This is a genomic window from Amycolatopsis sp. cmx-4-61 (assembly GCF_046548775.1).
GTDB lineage: Bacteria > Actinomycetota > Actinomycetes > Mycobacteriales > Pseudonocardiaceae > Amycolatopsis.
In genome coordinates, this window is sequence record NZ_JAEBEI010000035.1 from 31,664 (window position 1) to 50,884 (window position 19,221).

A 19,221-nucleotide genomic window follows, 5' to 3' on the forward strand; every position below is an offset into this window, starting at 1 on the left:
CTTGGCCGGAACGGCCAGCTGACGAACGACCGGCGGCCGCTCATCCTGAGGACGTCCACCGACTTCCCAGGAGCACGCCGTGACCGCAAGCACCACCACCGAGCCGCCGGCGCCGGCGCCCCGGCAGCGCAGGCTGCAGACCGAGATCCCCGGCCCCGTCTCGCGCGAGCTGCAGCAGCGCCGTGCCGCCGCCGTCGCGGCGGGGGTCAGCTCGGTGCTGCCCGTCTACGTCACTTCCGCCAGCGGCGGCCTGCTCACCGACGCCGACGGCAACGTGCTGATCGACTTCGGCTCCGGCATCGCGGTCACCAACGTCGGCCACTCGGCGCCGGCGGTCGTCGACCGCGTCCGCAAGCAGGCCTGCTGGTTCACCCACACCTGTTTCATGGTCACGCCGTACGAGGGGTACGTCGAGGTCTGCGAAGCCCTGGCCGAGCTGACGCCGGGCGACCACGCGAAGAAGTCGGTGCTGTTCAACTCCGGTGCCGAAGCGGTCGAGAACGCCGTGAAGATCGCGCGGACGGCGACCGGGCGCCAGGCCGTCGTCGTGTTCGACCACGCCTACCACGGCCGCACCAACCTCACCATGGGCATGACCGCGAAGTCGGTGCCCTACAAGCACGGCTTCGGCCCGTTCGCGCCGGAGATCTACCGCGTGCCGGGCTCGTACCCGTTCCGCGACGGCCTGTCCGGGCCGGAAGCGGCGGCGCTGGCCATCGACCGGATCGAGAAGCAGATCGGCGGCGACCAGGTCGCGGCGGTCGTGCTGGAGCCGATCCAGGGCGAGGGCGGCTTCATCGAGCCGGCGCGCGGCTTTCTGCCCGCGATCGCGGCCTGGTGCCGGGAAAACGGCGTGGTGTACGTCGCCGACGAGGTCCAGACCGGCTTCTGCCGCACCGGTTCGTGGTTCGCGTCGACCGACGAGGACGTGGTGCCGGACCTGATCGCGACGGCCAAGGGCATCGCGGGCGGCCTGCCGCTGTCCGCCGTCACCGGCCGCGCCGAGCTGCTGGACGCCGTCGGCCCGGGCGGCCTCGGCGGCACGTACGGCGGCAACCCGATCGCCTGCGCCGCGGCGCTGGGCTCGATCGAAACGATGAAGACCGAGGACCTCGCCGCGTCGGCCAAGCGCATCGAAGGCGTCGTGCTGCCGCGGTTGCGTGCGCTGGCTTCGGAAACCGGCGTCATCGGTGACGTCCGCGGGCGCGGCGCGATGCTGGCCGCGGAGTTCGTCCGCCCGGGCACGGCGGAGCCCGACGCCGTTCTGACCAAGCGCGTCGCGGCGGCCTGCCACCGGGCCGGCGTGGTCGTGCTGACCTGCGGGACCTACGGCAACGTCGTCCGGCTGCTGCCGCCGTTATCGCTGTCCAACGACCTGCTCGACGAGGGCCTCTCGGTGCTGGAGCACGCCGTCCGGACGGAGGCCCGCGCATGACGTTCCCGTTCTGGGTGGCCGGGAAGCCGGTGACCGGCGGTGCCACCGCAGTCGTTCGTCACCCGTTCGACGGCTCGGAAGCGGGGTCGCACTTCGTTCCCGCGGACTCGGACGTCGAAGCCGCGGTGCAGGGCGCGGCCGACGTCGCCGACGAATTCGCGACGCTGCCCGCGCACGTCCGCGCCGGGGCGCTGGACCACGTGTCCCGTTCCTTGGGCGACCGGTCCGAAGAGATCGCCGCGTTGATCACGGCGGAGTCGGGGAAGCCGCTGAAGTGGGCGCGCGGCGAGGTCGGGCGCGCGGTGTCGACGTTCCGCTGGGCGGCCGAGGAGGCCCGCCGCTTCTCGGGCGAGCTGCAGCGGCTCGACACGGACCCCGGCGGCACCGGGCGGCTGGCGCTGGTCCGGCGCGTGCCGCGCGGCCCGGTGCTCGGCATCACGCCGTTCAACTTCCCGCTGAACCTGGTGGCGCACAAGGTGGCGCCGGCGATCGCGGTGGGCGCGCCGATCGTGCTCAAGCCCGCGCCGTCGACGCCGCTGACGGCGTTGCTGCTCGGCGAGATCCTGGCGTCGACGGACCTCCCGGCGGGCTCGTGGTCGATCCTCCCGGTGGCCAACGAGACGTCGTCGCAGCTGGTCGAGGACCCGCGGCTGCCGGTGGTGTCGTTCACCGGCTCGGTCCCGGTCGGCTGGGCGATCCGCGACCGCGTGCCGCGCAAGCACGTGGCTCTCGAGCTGGGCGGCAACGCCGCGGTCCTGGTCTGTCCCGATTGGCCGGACCTCGACTTCGCGGCGCAGCGGATCGCCACGTTCGCGATGTACCAGGCAGGGCAGTCGTGCATCTCGGTGCAGCGGGTGTACGCGCACTCCGACGTGTACGACGCTCTGGTCTCGAAGGTCTTGGCGGAAGTGCGTGCGCTGCGGACGGGCGACCCGCGTCTCGACGGTGTCGACGTGGGCCCGCTGATCAACGAAGACGCGGCGGCCCGGGTCTCCTCGTGGGTCTCGTCGGCGGTGTCTTCGGGCGCCCGCCTGCTGACCGGCGGCGGCCGGTCGGGCGCGACGGTGGAGCCGACGGTGCTGGCGGACGTCCCCGAGGACGCGTCGGTGATGGCCGAGGAGGTCTTCGGGCCGGTGGTTTCGCTGGTCCGGGTGGCTTCGGTGGCAGACGGCGTCTCGCGGATCAACGCGTCCCGCTTCGGGTTGCAGGCGGGCGTGTTCACCCGCGACGTCCCGACGGCGTTCTCGGTGTCGGCGGCCCTGCAGGTGGGCGGCGTGATCGTCGGGGACGTGCCGAGCTTCCGCGCGGACCAGATGCCCTACGGCGGCGTGAAGGACTCGGGCGTGGGCCGCGAAGGCCCGGCGGCGGCGATGGCGGACTTCACGGAGGAGCGGGTAACGGTCCTGACCGGCCTGACGCTGTAAGCGGTGTGAGACCGCTGATCCTGCTCGACGTGGACGGCCCGCTGAGCCCGTGGGCGGCCCCGCGGCACGCGAAGCCCGCCGGCTACGTCGAGCAGGCGCTGCGGCTGTCCCGCTGGAGCCGCAAGCGCTTGCGGATCTGGCTCCACCCGGCTCACGGCCCCGCGCTGCTCGCACTGGCCGGCGCCGCGAACGCGGAGCTGGCCTGGGCGACCAGCTGGGAACACCGGGCGAACCGGTGGATCGGCCCGGCGATCGGGCTGCCGCCGCTGCCGGTGATCGAGTTCCCCGGCCCGTCGCCGGCGTGGAAGTTCCCCCAGGTGGCCCGCTTCGCGGCCGGCCGCCCGTTGGCCTGGTTCGACGACGACTTCGACCTGTTCCCCGAGGCGCGGGCGGCGTTCCTGGACCGCCGCGCGGGCTTGGCGACCGAGCTGATCCCGGTCGACGCGCACACCGGGTTGACGAGCGAGCACTTCGAGCGCTTGGCAGCGTGGCTCGGGGAAATCGATCGCCCTGACCCGGTTCCGGCGAAGTCGCGGCCGCCATCCGTGCCGAGCCGGCGCGAGACTTCACAGCCGAGCCAGTACCTCGGTCAACGCCGCGTGCGCCTCGACGAGCGAAGGCCCGTACCACGTGAGATACCGCCCCGAAACCAGCACGTACCGCGCCTCCGGGAAGTGGTCCGGGCCGTCCTCCTCCGTGAACGCGTACGGCTCGTCCGGCAGCACCAGCAGGTCCGCGTCCGCCGCGAACCGGGCCCGCAGCTCCTCGATGTCCGGGCGCGGGTAGCGCTCCTCCGCAGCCGCGTACGCGCTCGCCACGCCCACCCGCCTCAGGACGTCGCCCGCGAACGTGTCGCGGCCCAGCACTATCCACGGCTTGCGCCAAACCGGGACCACCGCGCGGAAGCGCACCGGCCGGACCTCGCGCCACACCTCCTCCGCCGCGACCAGCCACTCCGGCTCGTCCAGTTCGTACGCCTGCGTCAGGATCCGCCGCAGCGAGCCCAGTGCCGACGGCACCGAAGCCGCCGCGGCCATCACCCACACCGGGATGCCGTTGGCGCGCAGGCGTTCCACGTCCTCCGGCCGGTTCTCCTCCGCGTTGGCCAGCACCAGGTCCGGCGCCAGGTCGAGCACCCGGTCGAGCTTCGGGTACTTCGAACCGCCGACGCGCGGAACGTCCAGAGTGGACGGATGCGTGCAGTAGTCCGTCGCGCCGGCGAGGCGGCCGGGCGCGCTGACCTCGACCGCTTCGGTCAGCGACGGCACGAGCGACACCACGCGTGCGGCCGGTCCGGACAGCGGCACCGGCTCCCCGAGGTCGTCGACGAGGTAGGTCATGCGCGTTCGAACGAAACCTTCCGCTTCTCGACGTCGACCGCGGTCAGCCGGACCGCGATCCGCTCGCCCGCGGTCAGCTTCTCCCCCGCGCACTTCGCCATCACCGTCGGGTCCTCGACGAGGATTTCCGCCTTGTTCTCGTCCGCGCGCAGCACCACCGCGCTGAACTCGCCGCCGACGTGCTCGGCCAGCACCCACGCCTCGACCTGGTCGATGCACGCCCGCTCGACCTTCGCCGCCAGGGTGTCCGACGCGCTCATCCGCTCCGGGACGTCGGCCAGCGCCGCCCGCACCCACTCCGGGACCTCGCGCCCGGCCGAGACGGCGAGGCAGATTTCCGTCGCGAACCGGTCCACCAGCCGCCGGATCGGGGCCGTGACGTGCGCATACGCGCCGCCGATGCCCGCGTGGGTCGTCAGCGCGGGCAGTTCGCCGTCGAAGGCCGTGTAGCCCGCGCCGCGCAGCAGCCGGGTCGTGTCGGCGTAGAGCGCCATCGACGCCGGCTGCCCCGGGTCCAGCTGGGCCAGGAACTCCGAGACGGTCGTGCCGGGCGCCCACGCGATGCCCAGCGCTTCGGCCGAGCGGCGCAGCCACTCGACGGCCTCGGGCTCCGGGTCGGGCAGCGTGCGCAGGACGCCGATCCGCGCGTCGAGCATGATCCGCGCCGCGGCCATGCCGGTGAGGAGCGAGATCTCGGCGTTCCAGGCGTCGACGGCCGTGCGCGGGCGGCGGGCGAGCACCCAGCCGCCGTCCGGGTCGCCGGTGATCTCCTGCTCCGGCAGCTGCAGCTCGACGGCGCCGCGCCGGACGGCCAGCTCGCGCCGCCGCCGGCCCAGCTCGGGCAGCGCGGCCACCGACGGGTGCGGGTTCCCGGCGTCGAGCGCGGCCTGCACCGTCTCGTAGTCGAACTGCTCGGTGGACCGGACCAGCGCGCGGCGGACGCGGGTGGTGGTCGGCTCGCCGGTTTCGTCGGTCTCGATGGTCCAGAGCACCGCGGGCCGGACCTCGCCGGGAAGCAGGCTCGCCGCGCCTTCGGACAGCACCGGCGGGTGCAGCGGGACGTTGCCGTCGGGCAGGTAGAGCGTCTGGCCGCGCCGGCGCGCCTCGCGATCGAGCGCGCCGCCGGGCGGCACGAAGGCGGCGAGGTCGGCGATCGCGTAGTGCACGCGGAAGCCGTGCGCGGTCTTCTCGACGACCATCGCCTGGTCGAGGTCCTTGGCGCCGGGCGGGTCGATGGTGACCAGCGGGAGGTCCGTCGCGTCCTCGCGGGGGCCCGCGTCGGCCAGCGGATCGAGCACCGCCGCTTCGGCCTCGGCCAGCACCTCGGGCCCGAACGACTCCGGCAGCGAAAACTCGGCACGCAGGGGGCCGAAGTCCCCGCCCGCCGAGTGTGTCCTGATCACGAGGGGAGGCACCCCCCAACCCTAACCCGCTCCGGGCCCGGACATCGCCCGATCGGGCGCGGGCCGGTCGGGTGTACGTTACGCGGCAATAATGAAAACCGTCTTCATTCCCAGAAAGGTCCTCCTGTGAAGATCGCGTTCGTCGGCAAGGGCGGCAGCGGCAAGACCACGCTTTCGTCGCTGTTCGTGGCCTACCTCGCCGACGCGGGCCTGCCGGTGCTCGCCATCGACGCCGACATCAACCAGCACCTCGCCGTCGCGCTCGGCGCGACCGAGGAGGAAGCGCTCGCCTGGCCGACGCTGGGTGACAACATGGCGCTGATCAAGGACTACCTGCGCGGCGACAACCCGCGGATCCCGGACGCGGCGTCGATGATCAAGACGACCCCGCCGGGCCGCGGCTCGCGGCTGGTCCGGCCGTTCGAGGACAACCCGGTGTTCGCGACGTGCTTCCGGCGGCTGGGCGGCGTCCGGCTCGGCGTCACCGGGCAGTTCGACGAGGACGACCTCGGCGTCAAGTGCTACCACTCGAAGGTGGGGGCGGCGGAGCTGCTGCTGAACCACATGGTCGACGTCGACGGCGAATACGTCGTGATGGACATGACGGCGGGCGCGGACGCGTTCGCTTCGGGGCTGTTCACGCGGTTCGACGTGACGTTCCTGGTGTGCGAGCCGACGCTCCGCAGCGTCGGGGTGTACCGCCAGTACGCGGACTACGCGCGCGACTTCGGCGTGCGGCTCGTGGTGGTGGGGAACAAGGTGACCGACGCCGAAGACGTCGAATTCCTGCAGGACCAGGTCGGCGGGGCGCTGCTGGGCTGGCTGTCGGCGTCGAGGCACGTCCGCGCGGCGGAGCGCGGCACGGCCCGGCCGGTCGCCGAGCTCGAGCCGCGCAACCTCTCGACGCTGCGTTCGATGCTGGCGACGGTGGACGCGGAGCAGCGCGACTGGGCGCGCTACCAGCGCCAGGCGGTCGAGTTCCACCTGCGCAACGCGGCGGCCTGGGCGGGCGCCGACCTCGCCGCGCAGGTGGACCCCGGCTTCGTGCTGGGCCCGGGACTGCCGGTTTAGTCGTCGTCCTGGACGTCGGCCTGCCGGGTGCGCTCCCGGGCGATCTCGAGAGCGCGCCGGGCGGTGGCCTCGTCCGGGTAGGGGCCGAGCAGGTCGACGCTGCGGCTGCGTTCGAGGTGCTCGACCTGGTGGGTGCGGGTGTTGTAGTACCACCCCTGGTCGGGATTCGGATCTTTGGACATGGTCCTAGGTTCGCACCCCCGGGCCGGGCTGTCAGCGCTTGTACCGGTAGGGAATCTCCGTCGGCTGCCCGGTGGGCCCGAAGTCCTGCGGTTCTTCGGGGTCTTGGGTTTCGGGGAACTCGTCGAACCAGCCGCGCGGCGTACCACGGGGCGGGGTTTCGGGCTCTTGGCGCGTGGGTTGCGGGAGCGGGGTGTCCCGTCCGGGGAACACGGGCCGCGCGTTCGGGGCGGCGGGCGGGACGGGGGGCATGGTCCCGGGACCGGGGAAGACAGGGCGCGCGGGCGCGGCGTGCCGGGCGGGGAACGGCTGGGGGGTTGACTCGGGGCCGGGAAAGACCGGCTTGGGGCGTGCTGGCGGGGTTTGCTGGATGGGGCTTTGCGGTGCTGGGGGGATCTGTGGTGCCGGAGGGTTCTGCTGGATGGGGCTCTGCTGGGGCGCAGGGTCCAGCGCAGCGGCGGTGGGGCTTTGCTGGGGCGTGAGGCTTTGCCGGATGGAGTTCTGCGGTGCCGCGGGGCTCAGCGACGAGGTGGAGCTCTGCGCGGCGATGGGGTTCTGCGGCGCTGCGGGGCTCGGCTGATTGGTGGGACCCTGCAGGTCGGGGCCCTGCGATGAGCTGGGGCTCTGCTGGGGTGCGGAGGCCTGCGGTGCCGCGGAGCTCTCCAGCGGAGCGGGCCCTGGGGCCGGGACCGAGTGCTGCGGCGGCGGGGTGAGGTTGGGAGCCGGGTTGAAGGCGGCTTGGGCGGGGCCGACCGCCGGGACGGCACCGGGCACCGAGGCGATACCGGGCGCAACAGAAGGACCGTCCGGGGCGGTGGCTCGGGTGGAGCCAGCCGCCGGGATCGGATCCGGCACCGAGGTGGTCCCGGGCGCAGGAGAACCAGCCGGGCCGGGGTTCGGTACCGGTTGAGGATTCGCTGGACCGGGGCCTTGCGCCGTGCTGGGCGCAGGACCGGAGCCGGGCAGGCCCGCGCTCTGCGCAGGCTCAGGGCCGGAGCTGTGCACGGGAGCCGGGGCGCTCTGCGCAGCCGCTGCCCCCGGCACCGGACTGATGCCATGCGCCGGACTGGGGCCTTGTGCGGAGCCGGGCACCGGGCTGGTGCCGTAGGTGGGAGCGGGCGCCGGACCGTTGCCGGGAGCCGGCAAGCCGGCCGGCCCCCAGGGCGACTTCGGTAGGTGGGCGCCGATCGTTAGAGGCTGTTCCTCCGTCGAAGCGGGCTGGGGCGCATCGCCCGAGCTTGCCGTCGGCTGCGGAATATCGGACGCAGCCTGTGGTTCGGCAGCTGACGCAGCCGTCGGCTCTGAGGGGGCACCGGGTTGCGCCGCCAATTCGGCAGCCGGCTGTGCGGCACCCGAAGCAGCCATCGGCTCTGAAGGGGCACCCTGCGGTTCGGCGGTCGGTGCAGCCGTCGGCTCGGCCGATCCGGCAGCCGACTGCACGGCACCCGAAGCAGCCATCGGCTCCGAAGGGGCATCGTGTGGTTCGGCGGTCGGCACCGGCGCTGGCTCCGAGAGGGCACCCAGTGGCTCGGCCGATTCAGTGGTCGACTGGGCACCGCCCGGCGCAGCCGGCGGCTGCGAGGCAACACCCTGCGGCTCGGCGATCGGCGCAGCCATCGGCTGTGAAGAGGCATCGTTTGGTTCGGCGACCGGCGCCGGCGCTGGCTCCGAGAGGGCACCCAGTGGCTCGGCCGATTCAGTGGTCGACCGGGCACCGCCCGGCGCAGCCGGCGGCTGCGAGTGAGCACTCTGCGGTTCGGCGACCGGCTCAGCCGTCGGCTCCGCACTAACACCCACCGACTCCGCCGACTCAGCGGCCGCCTGGGCACCGCCCGGCGCAGCCGGCGGCTGCGATGCGGCACCCCGCGGTTCGGCGATCGGCGCAGCTGTCGGCTCCGGAACAGCACCCGGTGGCTCCGCCGCCTCGGTGGTCGCCTCGGCACCACCCGCCGTAACCGGCGGCTGCGGAACTTCCTGCGCCGCGGTGGGCGCGTCCGTCCGACCTTCGGGCCCCAGCGGGTGGACCGGCTCCTGTTCGACCGGAGCGGGCGCCTCCGTTGGCGCCGCTTCGCTCGTCGGGGGCTCGGCGGCGGTGGGCGCAGCTTCCTCAGGCTGGGAACCGTTCGTCAGCTCCGGCTCGGCCGCCGCGGGTTCGGCCTCCTCGCGGCGAGCCGCCTCCGGCTCAGGTCCATCGGATGCCGGTGAGGCACCCTCCGGCCGGCCGGAATCCTGGGGCGCCGGTTCGATCGGAGCCGATACGCCGGTTCCAGACTCCGGCAACACCGGAGCAGTGGCCTCTGGCGGAACCGGTCCGCCCGGGACCGAAACCGGGGCCTCCGGATGGTCCGCAACCTGCGCCGCCGGCCGGGGCTCGAGACCAGGCGCCCCCGCCAACCCCGACTCACCCGGCGAAGCGACGTCGGGCAGACCCGCCGCAGGTGGAACCTGCGGCGCCGGCGAACGGAAGTCCGCAGTCTCTGCCGCCGCATGGCGCGGGGATGACTGCGGAGCCTTCACCGGGCCCGGCAGGTCCGGCTCGGCCGTCACCGACCACTCCGGCGCCACCGCCGGTGCCCCGGGGGCCACTCCCTCCTCCTGACGCTGGTGCGGCCGCCCCCACACCGGCTGCTCCGGTGTTCCCGGTACCGGCTGCGCCGGCGGGGGGTGGGGTACCGTTCGCCACACCGGGGCCGGGCCGATGTTCATCGGAGCCGGGGCCTGGCCCGGCGGCGGCGCTTGCTGGGGTGCCGGGCGGGCCGCCGGCCTGGGGATCGGGTCCAGGCACGACACCAAGACCGACGTGTTCTCCGGGTCGTCGACCTTGCGGCCGCTGCGCTCGCGGTAGACCATCTCGCCGTCGGCGTCCATCTCCACTAGGTAGCCCGCCTCCGCGAGCTGTTCCTCGTCGAGGTCCGCCAGCTTCTCGTACCTCGACGGCACCACCCGGTAGATCGGCCACGCCAGCCCCGCGTGCTCCGCGTGGAACTGGGCCAGCAGCGCCGCCATCTGGTGCTGCCACGGCAGGGACATGCCCTCCGCCAACGACCGCGGCAGCACGACGTACCCCGCGTCCACCCCCGGGTAGCCCTGGCCCAGCTGGTCGGCGAGCGGCGTGCTGGACGCGGGACGCGCACTCTGCCGGGGCGGCTGAGGCGCGCCGAACAGCGCCGCCGGGTCCCGGGGCTCGCCCGCTCCGGGCTTGCCCCGCCTGCCGAATTTGCGTCCCACGTGCTCATCCTCTGCCAGTGCGCGGTCAGCTGCTCGTGGAAGCGCCGCGACGTCGGTGAATCGGTGGATCCTGTCCAGGCCCTCGCCACCCATGCTAAACGCCGGGACGGACCGCCTGCGGCACCAGTTCGCGCTCGTCGAACGAGAAGGCCCGGGTGTGCACCGGGACGCCCGTCTGCTGCGCCTCGACGATCTTGTTGTCGCCCAGGTACATCATCACGTGGTGGATGGACGTCGGGTCCGACGGGTCGGTGGCCAGGAACAGCAGGTCACCGGGCTGCGCCTCGCGCACCGGCAGCAGCGCGCCGGCGTGGTACTGGTCCTGCGAGACGCGCGGCAGGATGATCCCCGCCGACTCGTACGCCCGCAGCATCAGCCCCGAGCAGTCGTAGGAATCCGGGCCCGTGGCGCCCCACACGTACGGCTTCCCCTGCTCGCCCAGCGCGAACTTGATCGCCTGCGCGGCGGCCTGGCTGGGCGGCAGCAGCGCGCCCATGCCGGTGCCGCAGGCGACGACGTCGACGACCTGGCCGACCGACTCCACCAGCGTCGCCGCCATGGGCTCCCACTTGTGGTAGCGATCCGGGAAGCCCGAGCGCTCCACCGCCTGGGCCGCGTCGCCGGGCCGCTTGTTCTCCCAGTCCGGCACCGCGAGCAGCACGTCGTAGAACTTGTTGACCTCGTACGTCGGGTCGGTGACCTGCGCCACCGTTCCCCAGCCCATCGACGGGCGCATCTGGAAGATGCCCAGGGAGTCGCGGTCGCCGAAGGTCAGGTTGTGCAGGCCGGACTCGGTCATCCCGGCCTGGATCGCGACCTGCCACGCGCGCGGCGCCAGCGTCCGCTGCTTGCCGACCGAGATGATGAGCGCGACGATGCCGCGCTGCTCGTCGTCCAGTTTCGACGCGTCCACCGTGCCGCGGTCGCCCTGGCCGGGCTGGGTCGGCCCGACCGAGGCGTCGCAGCTCATCAGGTTCACGCCCCGGGCCTGCGCCTGCTGGTTGTCGATGACGACCTTCGCGGCGACCGCGGTCACGACCAGCGCGCCGATCGCGACGAACACGACCAGCCCCAGCCACAGCCCCAGGCGCCGCACGGTCAGCTCGCCTGGTCGTAGTCGGCGACCCGCCAGCCGGCGTTGGTGCTCACCACCGTGATGGCCAGCTTCGGCCCGTCGGTCGGGATGGTGACCTGCACGGACTTCGGGTACGACGTGCCGGCCACCGGCTCACCGGTGACCTTCGTCGCCGGGATGTTCGCCGGGTCGACCGTGCCCATCACCGGCAGGTACTCGTCGGTGGTGTACGGCTTCAGCTGCGCCAGCCACTGCGCGGAGGTCATGCCGGCCGGGTGGTTCACCCAGGCCGCCGCCCACTCCTTGGCGACGCGGATGGCGTCGGCGTCCGGCGTGGTCGGCGTCGGGGTGGCCAGCGGCGTGGACAGCCGCGTCGGCAGGTTCGACGTCGGGACGGGCGCGGCGACGCCGGGCCGGGACGCGGTGACCGAGGTGGTCGTCCCCGGGCCGCCGGGTGCCGCCTTGGCCTGCGGTTTGCCGACCACCTTGGGCAGCACGATGCCGAGCGCGGTGACGAGGATGGCCAGGAACACCAGCGTCCCCATCAGGTGCCGCGGGGAGCGCAGCGGCCAGCCCCACAGGCGCCGGTAGACCGCGGCGCGGCCGCGGTTGGTGCGGATCGGCATCGGTCACCGCCCCAGCACTTGGTCGGTGTCCCGCGGTTCCTCGCGGACCTCGATGCCCCGGGACGGCCGGTAGAGCACGAAGACCGGCTTGCCCGCGACGACTTCGGGGTCCACGCGACGCGGCTGGGCGCGCACGCCCGGCGTGCGCGGCGCGTAGTCGCTGAACCCGGACTCGGGCGGCCGCAGGTCACTCGGTACGACGACGGGCTCGGGCTCGTCGCTCCAGCGCCGGTCGGCCACCGGCGAGGTGTCGACGCGCCGGCTTTCCTCCCGGGTCGTCGGGCGGCCGCCCGGGCCGACGACGACGTACTCGCCGCCGTCGCCGCCGGCCGGGTTGTACTGCCCGAAGACCGGGGCGCCGGGGCGGCGGCCCGCGGGCAGCGCGCCGGCGGTACCGCCGGGGATGGCGCCCGGCCACGCGCCGGACCAGGCCGCGGCCGGGCGGGAGGCGCCCGAAGTGTTGTCGAGGCGCTGGGCGTTGGCGAAGATCGTGGCTTCCGGCCGGAACCGGCCGCCGCCGGCGGTGGCGCCGAGCGGGCCGCGCTGCTCGCCGTCGACGACGTCGTCGGTGTCGCGGACGTGCTGCCAGAACTCGTCCTGCGGGGTCGGGCCGTTCTTGTGGCGCCGGAACCGCGAGAAGATCCCGCCGCCGGGCGACGGCACGGCGGCGCCGACCATGCTGACCGACATCTCGACCATCTGCCACAGCCGCCGCACCGGGCGGCCGACCATGAACAGCAGCACGGTGATGAGCCCGGCGAGGACCATCTGCGTGAGCATGTTCAGCGAGTTGCCGGCGTCGAAGATGGCCTGCAGCAGCAGGGCGTGCACGCCGGCGAGGACGGAGAGCACGACGAGGTTGAAGGCGACTCCGCCGGCGACCTTGAGCACGCGGCGCAGGATCTCCGGGTGCAGGAGGGCGACGAGGCCGATCAGCGGTGCGGTGAGGGCGAAGAGGCGGATGAGGACCTGGGCCAGGAGGACGCTGGCCTTGGCCAGCAGCTGGAAGAGGGAGTAGACGAGGGCCTGGCCGAGGGAGAGGAACCCGGCACCGGTGCGGCCGCCGGCTTCGCCGGTGAAGTAGCCGGTGGCGGGGCCGAGCTTGCCGGAGATGTCCTTGTAGGCGTTCTTCTTGCCGTCGATGACGGCCTGGTTGCCGTCGTCGCCGTTCACCAGCTGGTTGCGGGTGAACGCCTGCGCGTCGAGCAGCGGCTTGCCGAACTGCTCGGCCTGCGGCGCCGACGGCGTGCCGAACTCCCCGCGCAGCCAGTTGTTGTAGACGATCTGCGTGTGGAGCTGGGTCGGGAGGATGTCGCGGACGATCCGGTCACCGCTCTCGTCGACGAACCCCGCTTGGATGTTCGTCGTCGTCTGCACGATCGCTTTGTCGATCGGGTCGAAGTACCGCAGCATCGCCAGCGAGGACGCGGCGAGCCAGACCCCGGCCAGTGCGTAGAGCGCGCGTTTGCTGACCGCGGCCAGGTCGCCCCGCCAGATGTTGCGGAACATCATGATCGACAGGATCAGCGCCACCAGGCCGAACAACTGGGCGTAGATGTTGTTGTAGACCTTCTCGGCGCCGGACTTCACCGCGTTGTAGATCGGGTTCAGCAGGCCGCCCTCGAGCACGGTGTAGTGCAGCGAGTTCGTGGCGCCGACGATGTTCTTGCCCAGGTTGAACAGCTGGTTGCCACCCCACGTGTCCAAAGTGGACCCGGGTGGGGTGAGGTTCACCGCCGTGCAGTTGGTCTCGAAGGTGTTCCAGACCATGCCGGCGTAGCCGTAGTCGATGTAGGCGCTGTTCGGCTCGCCGTGGCCCTCCGGCGGGTCGATCGCGCCCACCATCCCGGCGCCCGGGCGCTCCGGGTTCGGCGCCTCGCCGCACGCCGCCGCGCTGGCCGCGGGGGCGGTGGCGATGGCCTGCAGGCCGAGGACCAGCATGACGGCGAACATGGTCGCCTTGCGGCTCGGCACGCGCCGGGCCGGCGGCCCTTCCTTGATGCGGCGCTTCAGCGTGCGCCATCCGGCCGCCAGCGTCAGCAGCACCGCCAACGTCAGCAGGGTGTTCACGCCGCACCCCCCGCCGTCACTGCGCAGCCGGACTCGGGGCGGTGGCCCGCGGCCCGGCGGCCGGGGCCCGCGCCCCGATCCGCGCGCACGCCTCGTTTCCGGGCCGCGTTCATGCGGCGTCCCGGCCGGGGCCGCCCTTTCCGCCGGTGCGGGCGGGTTGCTGCTGCCCGTTGGGCGACTCGACGCCGCCCTCCACCTCGCCTGTTTCGGATGCCAGGGGGTCCGGGGCGCCCAGGAGGTTCTCGTCGGCCAGGCCGACCTCCAGTTCCGCCGCCAGCTCGAAGTCCTGCTCCAGCTCGATTTCGTCCTCCGGCGGGACCGCGACGTACGGCTTCTTCTCCTCCGCCGGCAGGGCCAGCTCGTTGCCCGGACGCCGCGACGGGGTCGCGTCCTTCGACCCCGGGGTCGTGTCCATGACCGCGCGCAGGTGGTCCAGGTGGGGGCCGGAGAAGTCGACGCGGATGCGCTCCACGCCGCCGGCTCCGTCGCCGAAGATGAACTGGCGGGGCTCGACGTCGCGCTCGATGCCCCGCTGGGCTCCGGGGCGACGCCCCAGTGCCGCCACGACCTGCTCGTACCCCACGCCGACCGGAACCTTCAGCAGCCGCAGCGCATCGGCCTGGGCGTCGTCGTCGTCGAGACGACCGACGAACACCGAGTCCAGCAGGGCCACGAAACCCTGGATCTTCAGGAAGTCCGCCGGGATCTGGGACGACAGCAGGACGCGGACGTTCCACTTGCGCGAGTCACGCGCGAAGCGGTTCATCAGCACGCGCCCGGTCGGGACCTCCGAGAGGAAGAACGCCTCGTCGATCCAGACGCCCTTGCGCATCTCCTTCGGCTTTTCGTACACCGACCGCTGGGTCAGCCACGCCGCCAGGTTCAGCATCTCGACACCGAGGCTCTCCGCGTCGGTCCAGTACTCGCGGGGGACGCCGTCCTTCGGCAGGGTCAGGCCGGCCATCGTCAGGACCGTCAGCCGGTCGTCGCGGGTCTCCGAGTACGGGTCGGCGTCCGTCTCCGGGATCAGCAGCGCCATCCGCTCGCGCATCTCGTCGAGGAAGTCCGCGACGACGCCCGCGTGCTCGTGGTGCTCCGACGAATCCCGGCGCAAGGCATCGATTACCTGGCCAGGATCGGCGTCGAACCGGCCGCCGACGGCCCGGACCGCGCGCAGCAGCACGATGCGCGTCTGGGCCATCCGGGACACCTCGTACGGCAGGACACCCGTCAGCACGTCCAGCACGAGACGGCGCCGCGTGGCGCCCGCAAGGGCTTTCTCGCGGCGCCAGGAGCGCTCGGGGTCGTCCTCGTCCATGAAGTGCTCGATCAGCGGCTCGGCGACCACCCGGTACGGGTTCAGGATCCCGGGCTGGGCGTTGAGCAGGTTGATCGGCCGCGCGTACGGCCGCAGCTCCGGCAGGTCGCACAGCCGCGACAGCGGTCCGGAGGGGTCGAGGATCGTCCAGTTCGCCCCCGCGCGCAGCGTCTTGTAGACGATGCCGCCGCCGAGGAACGACTTACCACCACCCAGGCCCGCCACCATGGCCGTCAGGCCGGAGCCGTCGCGGATCTCCTGGGCCATCCACGGGTCCCAGGCCACCGGGCGGCGGGTCGCCGTGCACGTCTCGCCGAGCAGGATGCCGCGGCGGTCGCCGACCTCCGCGGTCGCCGTCGGGACCGCCGAGGACGCCCAGACCACCGAACCGCGGCGCATGTACGCCGCCGAGGCCAGCGGCTCGCCCGGGATGAACTCCCGCGCCATCGCGTACTGGGCCTCGGGGTGCTCGATCGCGATCTTCGGCTTGTAGAGGTCGAGCAGCTGCTGGGCCAGGCGCAGCGCGTCGCGCTCGGTCGGGCCGGACACCGCCAGCCGCCACCACGACCGGACGCGGGTGGCCAGCGCGGTGAAGCCCGACGTCATCTCGTCGTCGATCTCCAGCACCCGGCTGGCCTGCCGGGACAGCGACTGCGGCGGCTCGAGCTCGTGCTCGTCGGTGTAGTGCTTGACCTGCGAGCGCACCTTGTTCATCTGCCGCTGGAGCTCCCCGGCCACGTCCTCGGGGCGCCGGACGTAGATGCGCGCGGACACCTCGACGGCGGCGGGCAGCCGGTCGGCGTGCTGGATCCACGGGTCGTCGACCTCGGGGATCTGCAGGCCGTGCATCTGCCCGACGGTGAGGACGGCCAGGTGCCGGGAGACGCCGGCGTTGGAGCCGGTGCGGCCGCGGACGGTCACCGTCGGGGCGTACGGCTCGGCGTAGAAGTCGGCGGCGTCGGTGAAGCTGGCCAGGTCTTCGGGCTCCCAGGCCGCGCCCGGCACCGCGGGCATGTTCCGCGGCGCGGGCAGGCCCAGCGAACAGGACCGGTGCATCAGCCAGGACATCTCCTCGGCGTGCACCGGACGGCCTTCGAACCCGGCGCTGCCGATGACCTGGTCGAGGTGCTCGACCTCGGAGTCGAGCGCGGTCAGCTCGGCGTCGACGGCCTCGGGCAGGATCCGGCGCAGCACCGGCGCGGCCCGCTCGACCGCGCGGTCGACCATGCGCCGGGTCTGCACCTGGACGCCCAGGTAGACCTCTTTTTCGGCCATCGAGCGGCCCATCAGCTGCTGCTGCTCGCCGATCAGGTAGTCGTCGAAGGACAGCGCGCCCGGGACGTCGGCGGGCCGGCCGTGCGCGTTGTAGACGTGCGCCTCGGCCCACATCCGGATCGGGTACGGGCGGTTCGTCACGCGCAGGTGCAGCCAACGGCCCTGCAGCTCGGCGTACTGGCCGGCGATGGCCGCGATCAGGTCGCGCCGCTGGGAGTCCGAGCGGAACGACCAGCGCTGCGGCGCCAGCCGGTACCAGGCGTAGACCTCGACCCCCGTGCGGACCAGGTGCCCGTCGATGCTGCGCACCGCGATCGACGGGGTGTATGCGGGAATCGCCTGCTCACCGGGCAGGCGGGCCTTGTTCCCCGAGCCGTTCCGCGACGCGCGGACCTGCTCGGGCGGTTGCCATGCGCCCGAGTGCGTGTCCCGACCCCGTGTACCTCGGCTACCGCCGCGACCGAACAACGACTACCTCCCGGCCCGAGCCGGGTTGCCCCGGCTCCGGCGCGCTCGTGGTGCTCCCTGGGGGACTGCGGCACCCGGCGGGCCGCCGTGGTGCTGGTACTGCCGCCTGCGGCGGTGCTTCGGCAGCGGGCGCTCCGCCCGCACCCGGACGCGGCTGGCGCTGACCGCGCCGCCCGTGCCCGTGGTCCGCACCCGGGGGGTGTTCAGCTCGCGGCCCGCCATCGCGACCACGGCGCCGAGCGGGCGCTCGTGGCTGATCTTGGCCGTGAGCAGCCGGGTGATCACGATGGTGGCGATGAACGCCCACGCCGTCGAGAAGAACCCGAAGCTCCACCCCGCCCAGCGTTCGACGCCGAGCACGAGGAAGAACGTCGGGAAGCCGACGAGCCAGGCGACGTACCGGGCTCTCCAGGGAAAAGTCGCTTTCGGCGGGCCGAGCCACACGGCGTCGACCCGGTAAACCTCGTCATCGGTCCTGATGCGCACGCCGGCCCCGCCCTCAGCCGGTGAACAGGCCGGCGATCCACTGGCCCACGTTCACGCCCGCGCCGCTGACCGCGAGTCCGATGATGGCGAGCGCGATGACCACGCCGGCGAGCCGGCGCATGACACCGGCGTTGTCGCCCTTGCCGCCGCCCAGCCACAGGAGCAGGAGCGCGACGGACAGCAGCACCAGGGGGATGACGTTGTCGAGCAGCCACTGGCGCACGTTTCCGGTGCCCAGTTCGCCGGCGGCCAGCGTGTCGAGGGTGGTCAAGGTCATCATCGTGATACTCCCGGTGCGCGGTGGGGGCCGCGCGGTTCTGGCTCAGGCGGTGCTTCGAACAACATCATGGGGGCTACGAGGGGTAGTGGTCAAAGTGCGCTGCGTAGAGACCGGCTGGCTCGTCAACCGGCGTGGTGCGGGTGGCACGGGAAAACTCCACGCCCCCCATCATCGCGGCAAGGGGCCTCGGGTTGAACCCCGGCCACCCATACTTCTCAGTGTGCTGACGAACTCACCCCATTGCCCGGGATTTGCTCACTGTGGGTACTTGCACTCGCGCCGTTGTGCGGCCTGGAACAGTGTTGCATGACACGAACGGCCGCGTCGCGCGAGTCCGCTCTGTCACGGCCCTCGGCCGGTCGACGGCCATGTCGATCTTCACCGCACGTGCTGTCCGTCACGGGGTGTCCGAAACTTCACAATTCTTTCACTACATAGCGTGATCTTGACCGTTCACGGGCGGCCGAGCGCGAACACCCCATCGGGGAACGCGCCCGCGTCGACGACGCGCCGGCTGAGGCCGCGGCACAGCTCCTCGAGCCGGACGGTCCGCTCGGCACCGAGGTGCTCCCACGGTCCTCGCGCGGCGGTCTCGGTGGCCGCCTCGAGGCGGTCGCGCAGAGCGACGCCCGCGTCGGTGAGCGCCCCCTCGGCGTCGAGGACGCCACGGTCCTTCAGGCGGCTCTCGGCGGCGGTCCACTGCTCGTCGCTCCAGCCGCGGGTGAGCTTGGCCGCGGGCGTGACGAACCCGCGTCCGGTGGCGCTGTGGGTGACGAGGGCTTCGAGGCCGCCGAGCCCTTCGAGGACGAGCGCGGCGATGTGCCCGTCGCCGCGGTGCTCGCGCAGCAGCGTGACGGCGTGCCAGAGCACGAGGTGCGGCTCGCCCGGCCAGGGCAGGCCGGAGTGGCCCGCGTAGAGCGGACGGCCCTCCGGCCGGCAGCCGGCGGTGGCTTCGCGCGCCAGCTCGGCCGCCTCGGCCACCTCGTCGCTCTTGACGTGCTCGCCGAGGAGCCGGGTCAGCGCCCGGTCGGTGCCGTCGAGCCGCGCGTCGAGGACCTGTTCCGGCGTCGCCAGGGTCCAGGCCCGCGGGATCGTGCGGGCGACGACCTCGGGGTTGAAGTTGTAGAAGGTGGCCGCGACGACGTCCGCCCCGACGGCCCCCATGGGCGCGGCCCGCCCGGCGAAGTACGGCATCCGTCCCGGCCGCAGCCCGACGCCGGCGAACGCGGCGTCGACCTCGGGCGCGAAGTACACGAACGCGTGCAAGGAGTCGAAAGCCGACTTGAACCGCTGCTCGTCACCCGCCATAGCCGCACCCTACTACCGGGTAACCACCGGGTGGAACCACACTTCGGCGGGCCGGCCGGGGGCAGCACGCGTGATCCGGCGGTCGACACGCGTGATCGAGGGGTCGACACGCGTGATCAGAGGGTCGACACGTGGAGTTGCCCCGTGGGGCCGGACACCTTGATTCCAGACGGTGGTCTGGAGGGAGGATGTCCTGGTGTCTCGCAGGTCGAAGTACCCGGAGCAGTTCCGGCA

The 19,221-nt window shown here is 72.9% G+C and carries 14 protein-coding genes; 3 read left to right on the forward strand and 11 right to left on the reverse strand.

The window, feature by feature from the left end; translation table 11 throughout:
• Nucleotides 1–79 precede the first annotated feature (79 nt).
• Entirely contained in the window at nucleotides 80–1,435 is a 1,356-nt protein-coding gene (gene gabT, locus ACLJOU_RS45535) for a 4-aminobutyrate--2-oxoglutarate transaminase (RefSeq protein ID WP_410575526.1), read from the forward strand.
• The gene (locus ACLJOU_RS45540; RefSeq protein ID WP_410575527.1) at nucleotides 1,432–2,859 is read left to right on the forward strand and encodes an aldehyde dehydrogenase family protein; all 1,428 of its coding nucleotides are present in this window, start codon (nucleotides 1,432–1,434) and stop codon (nucleotides 2,857–2,859) included. Before gabT ends, ACLJOU_RS45540 begins: the two co-directional genes overlap by 4 nt.
• A gap of 151 nt (nucleotides 2,860–3,010) precedes the next feature.
• Here ACLJOU_RS45540 and ACLJOU_RS45545 read toward each other — a convergent pair whose 3' ends face one another.
• The 3 genes from ACLJOU_RS45545 to ACLJOU_RS45555 form a co-directional block, all read right to left on the reverse strand.
• Complete coding sequence (locus tag ACLJOU_RS45545; protein WP_410575528.1) at nucleotides 3,011–3,310, reverse strand: hypothetical protein; 300 nt, start codon at nucleotides 3,308–3,310, stop codon at nucleotides 3,011–3,013.
• Nucleotides 3,311–3,425: 115 nt separating this feature from the next.
• Nucleotides 3,426–4,199 carry a helical backbone metal receptor gene (locus tag ACLJOU_RS45550; RefSeq protein WP_410575529.1) on the reverse strand — a complete coding sequence of 258 codons (774 nt, stop codon included), beginning with the start codon at nucleotides 4,197–4,199 and terminating at the stop codon, nucleotides 3,426–3,428.
• Entirely contained in the window at nucleotides 4,196–5,602 is a 1,407-nt protein-coding gene (locus ACLJOU_RS45555) for an RNB domain-containing ribonuclease (RefSeq protein WP_410575540.1), read from the reverse strand. Before ACLJOU_RS45555 ends, ACLJOU_RS45550 begins: the two co-directional genes overlap by 4 nt.
• A gap of 126 nt (nucleotides 5,603–5,728) precedes the next feature.
• Between ACLJOU_RS45555 and ACLJOU_RS45560 the strand changes: the two genes are divergently transcribed.
• Nucleotides 5,729–6,673, forward strand: coding sequence for an AAA family ATPase (locus ACLJOU_RS45560; RefSeq protein ID WP_410575530.1), 945 nt, complete (start codon nucleotides 5,729–5,731; stop codon nucleotides 6,671–6,673).
• Here ACLJOU_RS45560 and ACLJOU_RS45565 read toward each other — a convergent pair.
• The 8 genes from ACLJOU_RS45565 to ACLJOU_RS45600 all read right to left on the reverse strand — a co-directional run bounded on the left by ACLJOU_RS45565 (nucleotide 6,670) and on the right by ACLJOU_RS45600 (nucleotide 18,987).
• The gene (locus ACLJOU_RS45565; RefSeq protein ID WP_410575531.1) at nucleotides 6,670–6,855 is read right to left on the reverse strand and encodes a hypothetical protein; all 186 of its coding nucleotides are present in this window, start codon (nucleotides 6,853–6,855) and stop codon (nucleotides 6,670–6,672) included. The genes ACLJOU_RS45560 and ACLJOU_RS45565 overlap by 4 nt on opposite strands.
• A gap of 3,320 nt (nucleotides 6,856–10,175) precedes the next feature.
• Nucleotides 10,176–11,177, reverse strand: a complete 1,002-nt coding sequence (locus ACLJOU_RS45570; RefSeq protein ID WP_410575532.1) for a C40 family peptidase — start codon at nucleotides 11,175–11,177, stop codon at nucleotides 10,176–10,178.
• 2 nt (nucleotides 11,178–11,179) lie between these two features.
• Nucleotides 11,180–11,782 (reverse strand): hypothetical protein, encoded by a 603-nt coding sequence (locus tag ACLJOU_RS45575; protein ID WP_410575533.1) that lies wholly within the window; start codon nucleotides 11,780–11,782, stop codon nucleotides 11,180–11,182.
• Nucleotides 11,783–11,785: 3 nt separating this feature from the next.
• Entirely contained in the window at nucleotides 11,786–13,852 is a 2,067-nt protein-coding gene (locus tag ACLJOU_RS45580; RefSeq protein WP_410575534.1) for a magnesium transporter, read from the reverse strand.
• A 109-nt stretch (nucleotides 13,853–13,961) separates the two neighbouring features.
• On the reverse strand, nucleotides 13,962–16,913 hold the full coding sequence (locus ACLJOU_RS45585; protein WP_410575535.1) for an ATP-binding protein: 2,952 nt from the start codon (nucleotides 16,911–16,913) through the stop codon (nucleotides 13,962–13,964).
• A 3-nt stretch (nucleotides 16,914–16,916) separates the two neighbouring features.
• Nucleotides 16,917–17,399, reverse strand: coding sequence for a hypothetical protein (locus ACLJOU_RS45590; RefSeq protein ID WP_410575536.1), 483 nt, complete (start codon nucleotides 17,397–17,399; stop codon nucleotides 16,917–16,919).
• A 13-nt stretch (nucleotides 17,400–17,412) separates the two neighbouring features.
• The gene (locus tag ACLJOU_RS45595; protein WP_247061182.1) at nucleotides 17,413–17,679 is read right to left on the reverse strand and encodes a hypothetical protein; all 267 of its coding nucleotides are present in this window, start codon (nucleotides 17,677–17,679) and stop codon (nucleotides 17,413–17,415) included.
• Between the two features lie 453 nt (nucleotides 17,680–18,132).
• Entirely contained in the window at nucleotides 18,133–18,987 is an 855-nt protein-coding gene (locus ACLJOU_RS45600) for an SCO6745 family protein (protein WP_410575537.1), read from the reverse strand.
• Between the last annotated feature and the right edge of the window lie 234 nt (nucleotides 18,988–19,221).

Excerpts from the sequence above, each read along its gene's own strand:
- ACLJOU_RS45600 (WP_410575537.1), bottom strand. The coding sequence starts at position 18,987 with ATGGCGGGTGACGAGCAGCGGTTCAAGTCGGCTTTCGACTCCTTGCAC.
- ACLJOU_RS45550 (WP_410575529.1), bottom strand. The coding sequence starts at position 4,199 with ATGACCTACCTCGTCGACGACCTCGGGGAGCCGGTGCCGCTGTCCGGA.
- ACLJOU_RS45595 (WP_247061182.1), bottom strand. The coding sequence starts at position 17,679 with ATGATGACCTTGACCACCCTCGACACGCTGGCCGCCGGCGAACTGGGC.
- ACLJOU_RS45575 (WP_410575533.1), bottom strand. The coding sequence starts at position 11,782 with ATGCCGATCCGCACCAACCGCGGCCGCGCCGCGGTCTACCGGCGCCTG.
- ACLJOU_RS45565 (WP_410575531.1), bottom strand. The coding sequence starts at position 6,855 with ATGTCCAAAGATCCGAATCCCGACCAGGGGTGGTACTACAACACCCGC.
- ACLJOU_RS45540 (WP_410575527.1), top strand. The coding sequence starts at position 1,432 with ATGACGTTCCCGTTCTGGGTGGCCGGGAAGCCGGTGACCGGCGGTGCC.